The organism is Thermostichus sp. MS-CIW-15 (assembly GCF_054060575.1).
Map to the genome: position 1 here is coordinate 54,920 of NZ_JBSSDI010000017.1, position 9,258 is coordinate 64,177.

8 protein-coding genes and 4 pseudogenes are annotated in these 9,258 nt (G+C 59.4%); 8 read left to right on the top strand and 4 right to left on the bottom strand.

What is annotated here, in order from left to right:
• Positions 1-69 precede the first annotated feature (69 nt).
• Positions 70-1,370: pseudogene (locus ACVW0R_RS08075) on the bottom strand (RNA-guided endonuclease InsQ/TnpB family protein).
• Here ACVW0R_RS08075 and tnpA point away from each other — a divergent pair.
• Together tnpA and ACVW0R_RS08085 are read left to right on the top strand one after the other, a co-directional pair.
• Positions 1,326-1,802, top strand: a complete 477-nt coding sequence (tnpA, locus tag ACVW0R_RS08080) for an IS200/IS605 family transposase (RefSeq protein WP_457501907.1) — start codon at positions 1,326-1,328, stop codon at positions 1,800-1,802. The pseudogene ACVW0R_RS08075 and the gene tnpA sit on opposite strands and share 45 nt — an antisense overlap.
• A 247-nt stretch (positions 1,803-2,049) precedes the next feature.
• A pseudogene (locus ACVW0R_RS08085) lies at positions 2,050-2,480 on the top strand (Mo-dependent nitrogenase C-terminal domain-containing protein).
• 57 nt (positions 2,481-2,537) lie between these two features.
• On the opposite strand, the pseudogene ACVW0R_RS08090 reads toward ACVW0R_RS08085, so the two are convergent.
• A pseudogene (locus ACVW0R_RS08090) lies at positions 2,538-2,696 on the bottom strand (transposase); the annotation flags it as partial.
• Between the two features lie 175 nt (positions 2,697-2,871).
• Between ACVW0R_RS08090 and ACVW0R_RS08095 the strand changes: the two are divergent.
• Both ACVW0R_RS08095 and ACVW0R_RS08100 read left to right on the top strand, forming a co-directional pair.
• The gene (locus tag ACVW0R_RS08095; RefSeq protein WP_346426100.1) at positions 2,872-3,087 is read left to right on the top strand and encodes a hypothetical protein; all 216 of its coding nucleotides are present in this window, start codon (positions 2,872-2,874) and stop codon (positions 3,085-3,087) included.
• A 145-nt stretch (positions 3,088-3,232) separates the two neighbouring features.
• Positions 3,233-3,514 carry a hypothetical protein gene (locus tag ACVW0R_RS08100; protein ID WP_206336872.1) on the top strand — a complete coding sequence of 94 codons (282 nt, stop codon included), beginning with the start codon at positions 3,233-3,235 and terminating at the stop codon, positions 3,512-3,514.
• 160 nt (positions 3,515-3,674) lie between these two features.
• On the opposite strand, the gene ACVW0R_RS08105 is transcribed toward ACVW0R_RS08100, so the two are convergent.
• On the bottom strand, positions 3,675-5,087 hold the full coding sequence (locus tag ACVW0R_RS08105; protein ID WP_457501908.1) for a folate/biopterin family MFS transporter: 1,413 nt from the start codon (positions 5,085-5,087) through the stop codon (positions 3,675-3,677).
• 281 nt (positions 5,088-5,368) lie between these two features.
• On the opposite strand from ACVW0R_RS08105, the gene rph reads away from it, so the two are divergent.
• The 4 genes from rph to ACVW0R_RS08125 all read left to right on the top strand — a co-directional run bounded on the left by rph (position 5,369) and on the right by ACVW0R_RS08125 (position 9,086).
• The gene (rph, locus tag ACVW0R_RS08110; protein ID WP_011431427.1) at positions 5,369-6,097 is read left to right on the top strand and encodes a ribonuclease PH; all 729 of its coding nucleotides are present in this window, start codon (positions 5,369-5,371) and stop codon (positions 6,095-6,097) included.
• 493 nt (positions 6,098-6,590) lie between these two features.
• Complete coding sequence (locus tag ACVW0R_RS08115) at positions 6,591-7,829, top strand: response regulator (RefSeq protein WP_457501909.1); 1,239 nt, start codon at positions 6,591-6,593, stop codon at positions 7,827-7,829.
• A 25-nt stretch (positions 7,830-7,854) separates the two neighbouring features.
• The gene (locus ACVW0R_RS08120; RefSeq protein WP_011431429.1) at positions 7,855-8,490 is read left to right on the top strand and encodes a riboflavin synthase; all 636 of its coding nucleotides are present in this window, start codon (positions 7,855-7,857) and stop codon (positions 8,488-8,490) included.
• A 26-nt stretch (positions 8,491-8,516) separates the two neighbouring features.
• Positions 8,517-9,086 (top strand): shikimate kinase, encoded by a 570-nt coding sequence (locus ACVW0R_RS08125; RefSeq protein ID WP_011431430.1) that lies wholly within the window; start codon positions 8,517-8,519, stop codon positions 9,084-9,086.
• A 77-nt stretch (positions 9,087-9,163) separates the two neighbouring features.
• Here ACVW0R_RS08125 and ACVW0R_RS08130 read toward each other — a convergent pair.
• Positions 9,164-9,258: pseudogene (locus ACVW0R_RS08130) on the bottom strand (photosystem II protein D2); the annotation flags it as partial.

Below are 9,258 nucleotides of genomic sequence, written 5' to 3' on the forward strand. Positions count from 1 at the left end.
CCCCGCGCGAGACGGGTTTTCAGCCCTTGGGATCTGCCTTGCAGCCCCCTAAAGTGACATCCTCTCCCGCTAAGCCCTGACGGGCTGTAGACGGGAGCTTCCGAGAATCACTTCCCGGAGTTGCTGCTTCAACGGACTGGTAAACCAGGATCCTCCACAGCCAGAGAGCGGCAGTCCCACCGCCCCCCTACATCCCCCCGTATACGGGGGGACCTGAGTCCTCGCTTCAAAATCTCGATAGCAGCGTTCAAGTCTCTGTCCCACGACCCGCAACGGGGGCAATCATGCACCCGTTCCGACAAGGTCTTGGGAACACTCTCCTCACAAACACAACAATTTTGGGACGTACCACGGGGATCCACTCTCAACACCTGTTTGCCGCGTTTGACCGCCACTGCTGTCAGAATGTCAAGAAATCGTCCCCAAGCCGCATCCAAAATCGATTTAGCCAACCGAGTCCGTGCCAGCCCTCGGACGTTGAGATCCTCCACCACCAACAGGTCGTATTGCCCCACCAGCCAGTGCGCCACTTGGTAGTGGAACGCTTTGCGTTGTCGGGCAACGTGCAACTGCAAACAAGCAACTTTCGTGGCTTGTCTCTTCCAGTTGGCGGATCCCTTCACCTTGCGGCTCAGTTGCCGCTGCTGTCGAGCCAAGTGCTTTTGGGCTCGGCGGTAGTGCCGCGGGATAGGCACCACCTCCCCATCGCTGGTGGTGAGAAACCTATCCAATCCCACATCAATGCCCACCGCCCTTTTGATCGGCACAGGCTCTGGGAGAGGAACGCTTTTGTCCTCCAAGCTGATGCAGACATACCACCCATCGGCCTTGCGCACCACTGTGCAGGTTTTGGGCACAAACCCCTCCGGCAAGGGGCGGTGCAGCACCACAGGCATCGAGCCAATCTTGCTCAGCCGCAGAGTCTCCCCTACCAGATGCGCTCCCACCTTGGGGCAATTGATGCGGGGGAATGTGAAGGATCTCAACTCCCCCGCTTTTTTGAAGCGAGGCCGCCCCCGCCGCTTGCCTGTGCTATCCGGCTCCCGCCACGCTTTCCACGCCTTGTCCAGCCGCATCAAGTTTTGCTGCAGCACCTCGGCGTAAATGCCCCGGTAGGCCGGAAATAGTTGCTTGATTGGTTTGAGGGATCCCGCCTGCCGATAATAATTCGGCTCCAGCGGAGCTTCTGACACAGGCAACGGGCAAGAGACAAGACTGCAGCGGTCAATTGGGCAACGGGTTGCGGTCAGCCAATCCAGTCTCTGCCCCAGAGCGTCGTTCCACTGCCGCCGCAACAATTCCAGCCACTCGGTCATCAGAGCGGCTTGGTCGTCACTGGGCAGGATCCGGTACTCGTGGGTGAGAATCATGAGACGGTTCTAGCATTTAGCGCAACGAGCTACAACATAGGCCATCGTTCTGTTTACAGCCTACAAATCCACTTGGTGCTGGTGACAAAGTACCGTCGTCGGGTGATAACTGCTCCAATGTTGCAGAGGCTGGAAGATATATTTCGAGCGACCTGCCAAAAGTGGCGCTGTTCCTTGGTGGAGTTCAACGGTGAGGCGGATCATGTGCATCTGTTGGTGAGTTTTCCGCCGGATGTTCAGGTCTCGAAGCTGGTGAACAACCTGAAAACAGTCTCCAGCCGGTTGATTCGCAAAGAGTTCGCCACAGAGGTGGCACGGTTCTACAGCAAGCCTGTATTTTGGACAGGGACCTATTTTGTTGCCTCTTGTGGTGGGGTCACCGTTGAGGAGTTGAAGAAGTATGTCGAGCAGCAGGCAACGCCCAGATTGTGAGACTCAGGGGCATTGAACCCCTTCGTCTCACCGCCTATCCTCCAGCCCGCCAAGCTGCGCTGTGGCGGGAGTACCCCGGAGGTTCTGATGGAGAATATAGCCTCGAGGAGCAGCGACTTATCGAAGATCTCATCCGCTTCGACTGGCCGGAAGACCAGGGGAAAGATCTCGCTCCCCTCTCCCCTGAGAGGAGCTGGCGGCCCAGCTGCAGCGGGAGTTGCGGGAAGATTTCCTGCGCACGGCGGTGATGACAGCCGTTGCCGACGGGGTATATTCCGAGCCGGAGGACCGTCTGTTGCACCAATTGGCCGCTGCCTTCGGACTGGAGCTTCCCCAGCTCCACCTGCTCGGGGCCACGCTGGTCAATAAGGGCGCCACCTCGCCATTGCCGGCAGAGGCTCAGGCCGAGAGCGGCTATACCGACCTTTTGGCTCCCTTGCAGAAGTGGCTGGACGGCATCCAAGTCTGCGACGCGAAGGTAGCCCGCTTCTTGTGCCGTATGATCCCCGGCCAGTGCCCCTTTGAGCGGGAGGTGGTGCTGTTTGGCCGCAAGGTGATGCACATCCCCCCATGTGCAAGCTCAACCCTCTCTACGACCAGGTGGTGGCCTTGCGCTGCCGTGCCCTCTCCTTCCTGGCAGAAGCCGGGGAAGACATCAGCCAGTACACAAAAGGATAGCTTGGTAGCCCCGCACTTTAGTGCAGGGCGGAAAAGCCCGCTAGCCACTTTAGTCGCTTACCCATGATGTGGGCCGTTGATATAGTTTTGAATTACCTCAGCCCTAGCATTCCCCGCGGTACAGAAACAATAACTTCTGCTCCAAACGCTAGGCAGTTTTCGCAGGTTAGCAAACTCCTGCCTTAAATATTTAGAAGCTCTACTTTTGAATGCTTTACGAAGCGATGGGCAAGCTATGGTGAGCTTTGCGCTGAGATGGCGAGAACCCAAAACAAGCACTTTATCGCAATGTATGTTTCCGCCGCACAACAGACCTGTAAGTCTGTAGCTGGAGTGGAGCTATGCTAAGCCTGCCCAGCCCCAATCGCTGGATCCGGGAAAAGCTCTAGCAATTGACCACGGAGTCAACAACTGGCTTACGTGCGTTAGCAACTTAGGACATAGCTTCATCATTGGTGGCCGCAAAGTCAAGTCCTTCAACCAGTGGCACAACAAGGAGCTGGCTAGGCTCAAGACTCACAAGCTGCGGGGGTTTTGGTTGCAAAAGCTTCGTCGAATTACGGAAACCGGAGAATGCGGTCCACAAAGCTGCGGGCAAGGTCATTGACTTCTGTTTACACCACTCAATTGGGAGAATCCTCTTCGGTTGGAACAAAGAACAAAAATAAGAATGCGGTTTTAACCAAAACTTTGTTTTCATTCCAACAGGTCGGTTCAAGGAGCGTATCGCGCAATTATGTTGGCATTATGGCATGGAGTTTATTGAGGTAGAGGAAGCGTACAGCTCGCAGGCAAGCTTCCTAGATGGAGATGAGCTACCTAATTATGGTGAAAAACCCGACGGGTGGAGACCCTCTGGAAAGCGTATCAAGCGGGGCCTGTACCAAACGGCAAAGGGGTGGTTGGTCAACGCTGATGCGAATGCTGCCGCCAACCTGCTTAAGAAAGTCAGCAGAACCTTGGGGCTTTGCCTTCAGGAACTGTCTAGAGGCGCTTTGACAACGCCGTTGCGGGTTCTTTTGTGGACTGCGTAAGAATCCCCCGCCTTTAGGCGGTGGGAGTCTCAATTGATAGTTCGCACTCAAGCATGGCGAAGCCGAACGCCGTCTCCACCTCTAGCTCCTCTCTCCCTTTGGGAGAAGAGCTGGGGGTGAGGGGTGCCTCTAGGAGTGCGTCTGATTGGCAGCCAGCCCCTCAAGAATAGGTGATGTCCGTCTGTCCCAAAGGGATTGCCTCCATCCCTGCCTCGGCCTCTTCCGCGCGCACCTCCTGCAAAAAGGCTTCGAGAGAAGCGTGGGCTTCCGCCTCCAGATCTGCTCCCCCTTCCGGCAGCCAGCCCAAAAGCGGCAGGGGCAAGAGGGTGGACAGGTTGGTCAATAGCAGCAGCAGCCCCAGATGGCTGAAATCGCTCTCGGTTACCCCCAGCGCGTGCATGAGCAGGGATCCCAACTCTTGAGAGAGAAACCCCGCCAGGTTAAAAGCCGACATCAGCAAGGCGAAGAGGGTAGCTTCGATTCCCGGCGGGCAGAGGCGGGCAGCCAAGACCAACACCGGCATAAAGGCAATCTGCCCTGCCACCGTCAGCACCAGACTATCCCCCAGACTAAACCAGTGATCGTCGATGCCCCAGGCCCGGTTGAGGTGATAGACCAAAATGAGGCTGGTTAGGCCCAGCCCTGCCGAGAGAACCGTCATCCAGCCAAATAGAGGCCGCAGCGGGATCCGCCGCAGATACACCTGAAAGATCGCCACCCCCACCAAGCTGGCGACGCTGGTAACCAGCCGCACCTGGCCTAAAAACCCCGGCCCAAAGCCGAGATCGCTGGTAAAAAAATAAAACAGGGCCACGTCGGCGCTGGGGGTTGCCTGCCAGATAAAGACAAACAACACCGGCAAGAGAATGCTGGGTTGCCGCAGCGCCTGCCACACCTGTCCCACCTGCTGCCGCAAGGGATCCCAGCCAAAGGAGCAGGCCACCGGCTGATCCACAATCACCCAAGCCGCCAGGGCGATCAGCAGCGGCAACAAGGCCGTCAGCCCAAACACCACCTGGGGGGGATAGTGGGCTAGGAGTGCCCCTCCGGCATAGGCCGTGAGCAGAGATCCCAGCGCCGTCGCCCCCCAGGACAAAGACTGCAGCGTGCCCGTCCCCGCCCAGTCGCTGCCGTGAACCCGCTCCACCACCAGCGAATCCACAATGACATCCCCCACCGCCACCGCCAGGGATCCCAAAACCATCCACAGCATCGCCAACTCAGCCGTTGGCGCCCACAGGGCCATCCCTAGCCAAGCCCCACACCCCAGCAGCCCGGAGAGCAAGAGGTAGGGACGGCGGCGGTAGCCTGCCAGCGGCAGCGTATCGGAGAGGAGGCCGTAAAGAGGCTTGAGGGTCCAGGGAATGACGGCAAAGCCCATCAGCGCCGCCGTCTGCGCCGGCCCCAGGCCCAGGCTATCCTTCAAGTAAAAACTGGTGGCCAGCCGCGCCAGCCCCACCGCCCCCTGCACAAAGTACACCAGCAGGATCCCGATCAGTTCCGGCGTCCAGCAGATCTCTTGCAGGGGATCCAAAGTGGATCGGCGCAGCTGTTGCAGCAGGAGGTGAAGCATGGGCAATCTTGTCCTTGTCGCTTCCTGTCTTGGCCGTTGTCCCGTAGGACTGCTCTTGCAGCATTGTCTTGCCGCAACAATAGCAACAGCAGGAAATGAGAGTTAAGAACTTCTTTACACTGTAACCTGCTCAACTGTAACCTGCCCAACCGGCCCACGGCTGCGATCCTCCAGACCCCCGCCTGTCAAAGCGCCGGCGGCACTTCTGTAGAGATTCCAAGCCGTGAGCTGCCTCGGGCGAACATGACTGACAATGCGAGGGATCCTTTTTTGAACTGCTCATGAGCTGGCAACGCCCCGATGGTCGCACGGCTGCCCAATTGCGCCCGATTTCCTTTCAGCGCCACTTCACCCGCTACGCTCCGGGCTCAGTGCTGGTGAAGTTTGGCGATACCCATGTCCTCTGCACCGCCAGTGTGGCCGAAGAAGTCCCCCCCTTTTTGCAGAACACCGGCCAAGGCTGGCTGACAGCGGAGTACCGCATGCTGCCCACCGCCACCCAACAGCGCCAGCCGCGAGAGACGCTAAAAGTCTCAGGCCGCACCGCCGAGATCCAACGGCTCATCGGGCGTAGCCTGCGCGCCGCCTTGGATTTCCACAAGCTGGGATCCCGCACCATCACTGTCGATGCCGACGTCCTGCAGGCCGATGGCAGCACGCGCACCGCCGCCATCACCGGTGGCTATGTGGCCCTGCACGACGCCATCACTTGGCTTTACAAACAGGGGCTGCTGGATCCGGCGCAGGGATCCCCCTTGCGGCAGCAGGTGGCAGCCCTTTCGGTGGGGATCGTGCGAGGCGAGGTGCTGGTGGATTTGTGCTACGAGGAGGACAGCCAAGCGGAAGTGGACATGAACATTGTCATGAACGAGCAGGGAGCCTTGATCGAGATTCAGGGCACCGCCGAAGCCGGCTGCTTCGACCGCTCGCAACTGTTGCAAATGTTGGATATGGCCCAGGCCGGCATCCAAGAATTGCTCCGGGCCCAGCGAGAGACTCTAAACTTGTAGCCGACGGGATTGTTGCAGCCGCGAGCCCAGCCTGAGCCTTGCAGCGGTTCCGGTCGGGCGGCTGCTGGTAGGGTTCCCAGAGTTCTGCCTTTGACACTCCCACCCAGGGGATTCTTACGCAGCCCAAAATGGACTCGCGAAGGCGCTGTCAAGACACCCCTAGACAGTCCTTTGAGGCATAACCTCAAAGTTCTGCTTACTTCGGACTGAAGTTCCTCCAGGTTAGTTATTGCCGCGCCGGTTTTGCACCGCAGTAGGTTGTTTTCCTGGAGAAGCTCTATATAACAAAGAAGCAACTAAAGTGGCTCAAGGGCTTTTTCGCCCCGCACTCAAGTACGGGGCTACCAAGCTATCCTCTTGTGTTTCTTTTTGGTAAAGAGACGATAATGAGATGAAGCAGCCGTGAATCACGGCTGCCTCTGCAAGCTTGGGTGTGTGGCCGAGGTGAATCCCTGCGCATTTGGACTGCAGAGGCTGGCCGGGAGGATGTCCCATGTCCCATTTTGTGTTTGCAGCGGGGGAACTGGCGCCCCTGCTCCGGCAGCAACGTCGGCAGTTTAGCACCGGCTATCTGCACCTCCACCTCAAAGGGGGGGATCCCGCCGAGGGCACGGAGCCTTGGGTGCTGACCTACTACTACGGCAGACTGCTCTTTTCCGCCGATCAGCCCCTCAACCCTCAGATCCTGCTAAAGCGCCTATCCCGCTTTATTCCCCGCCTCAACTTGGAATGGTCGCAGCGGGCTATCCGAGTGCTGCAGGAGCGGCTGATAAAAGACAACTCCCTGCCGGAACTGCTAGAGGCCATCGCCCAGTTGGGCCTGATCAAGCCAGGTGAGCTGGAAGACGCGCTCTGGCTCAACCTGCTCACCGATTTCGATCGCTATCTCTTTGAGCGGGCAGGCACCTGTTCCTTTGAAGTGCAGGAACGGGTTGCCCAAGAGGCCCCCATTGGCGGGTTTGAGTTGGAGCCGCTGCTACAAGAAGCGGCTCGCCGCCACGATCGCTGGGCGGAGTTGCGGCTGGCCGTTCCCACCATGCTGGCGGTGCCGGTGGTCAACTGGGATCGGGTCAACCGCTATCGCCTTACCGACGAACAGCGGCAAAAGCTACACGCCCTCACCAAAGATGGCCAGTCGCTAGAGGCCATTGCCAAGAAGCTGTGTCGGGATCGGCTGGAGGTGGCCGGCCTTTTCGCTGCCTGGGCCAAAAAAGGTCTGGTGAGCCTGCAAACGCCCCCAGAACTGCTGCAGGCTAAGCGCCACGCTCCCACAACCCTCTTGGCGGTGGACGACAGTGTCGTGATGCAAGAAATCCTGCGGCAGTACCTATCCAAATATCACGTGATCACAACGGGCAACCCCGCCGAGGTGCTCCCCCTTTTGTTTCAGCACCGGCCTCACCTGTTGTTGATGGACATCGCCATGCCCGGGATCGACGGCATAGAACTCTGCCGCATTGTGCGTAGCCTGGAAGAGTTCAAGTCTCTCCCTATCCTGATGGTTACCTCGCGGGATAGTTTGCTGGATCGCATCCGCGGCAAGTGGTCGGGAGCAACCGGCTACCTGACCAAGCCTTTTAGCGAAAGCCAGCTCGTCGCCGAGGTGGAGCGGCTTTTGGCCCAGGCCCAGCAGCAAGAGCACACCCCCTACTCTCCCCGAGGAGCCAAAACCAACCCGCCCAGCCCATGGCGGGGATCCCCTGCCCCCCTTGGGGATCAGGCCAAAGCTTAGAAAGCGGGCCAAGGAGGCCGAAACTATGTTTACGGGTCTGGTGCGCAGTTTGGGTACAGCTCAGTTGATCTCCTCTTCCCAAATACGGGTTATCTGTCCAGAGCTACAGCCGCAGTTGGCTTATGGCGACAGCGTGGCAGTGGACGGCCTCTGCCTGACGGTGGTGGAGATCCTGCCCGATGGCTTTTTGGCCGATGTCTCGCCGGAAACGCTGCGGCGCTCGGTCTGGGGCCAGGGATCCGGCCCGCGCACCGTTAACCTCGAGCCGTCCCTGCGGGTGGGAGACAAGCTGGGGGGGCATTTCGTCAGCGGCCATATCGATGGGGTGGGACAACTGTGGGAGCAAGCGGCCACCGGCAACGCCTGGGAGCTGAGCTTCAAGGTGCCGGCGGAGATCGGTCGCTACATCGTGCCCAAAGGCAGCGTGGCCGTCAACGGGGTCAGCCTGACCGTTGCCGAGGTGCGCCAGGGGGGCTGCTGGTTCAAGGTGGCGGTGATCCCGCAGACCTACCGCGAGACCAACCTCTCCTTGCTGCAGGTGGGGGATCCGGTGAACGTGGAGGCGGACATGCTGGGCAAGTATGTGGAAAAATTGTTGGGCCTGGCTCCACCGGAGAGCGGCCTTTCTCTGGAGTTTCTGGCCGAGCACGGATACGTTTAAGTCCCTAGCGGATCTTTGCCCATCTCATGATTCAGCCGGAAGAAGCCGAACGCCTGCGTGGCGTGACCGTCTATTTGATTGGCATGATGGCCAGCGGCAAGTCCACCCTGGGAGCTGAGCTGGCCGCCCAGTTGCGCCGCCCCTTCTTCGATACCGATGCCCTGGTGGAGCAGGTGGCGGGCTGCTCGATTGCCCAGATCTTTGCCGAGCAGGGGGAGGCCCACTTCCGGGAGCTGGAAACCCAGGTGCTGGCTCAGCTCAGCGGCTACACCCGCCTGGTGGTTGCTACGGGGGGCGGCATCGTGCTGCGGCCCAAAAATTGGAGCTACCTGCACCACGGCCTCACCGTTTGGCTGGATGCGGCCCCTGAGCTCATTTGGCAACGCCTAAAGCGGGATCCTGGCCAACGGCCCCTCTTGCAAACCCCCGATCCCCAAGCTGCCCTGCAGAGGCTGATGCAGGAGCGAGAACCCTTCTACGCCCAGGCCGACGTGCGGGTGCCCATCCATTCAGAAGCCAGCCCGTCCCAGTTGGCGGAACAGGTTTGGCAGGCCATTTGCGCCCGCCTGCGAGCCCAGCCGCCTTGCAACCGATAAAAAAAGGGATCCGCAAACCTCTGGGATCCCTAGACTTGCCAGGAGCGGATCCCTGGCAAGGGGCAGGCAACGATTCCTTAGAGCGCGTTGCCGCGGGGCAGGACTTCCTCGGGGAACTCAAAGCGCTCGTGCGGCTGGTCCTGCGGCGCCATCCAGGCCCGAATCCCCTCGT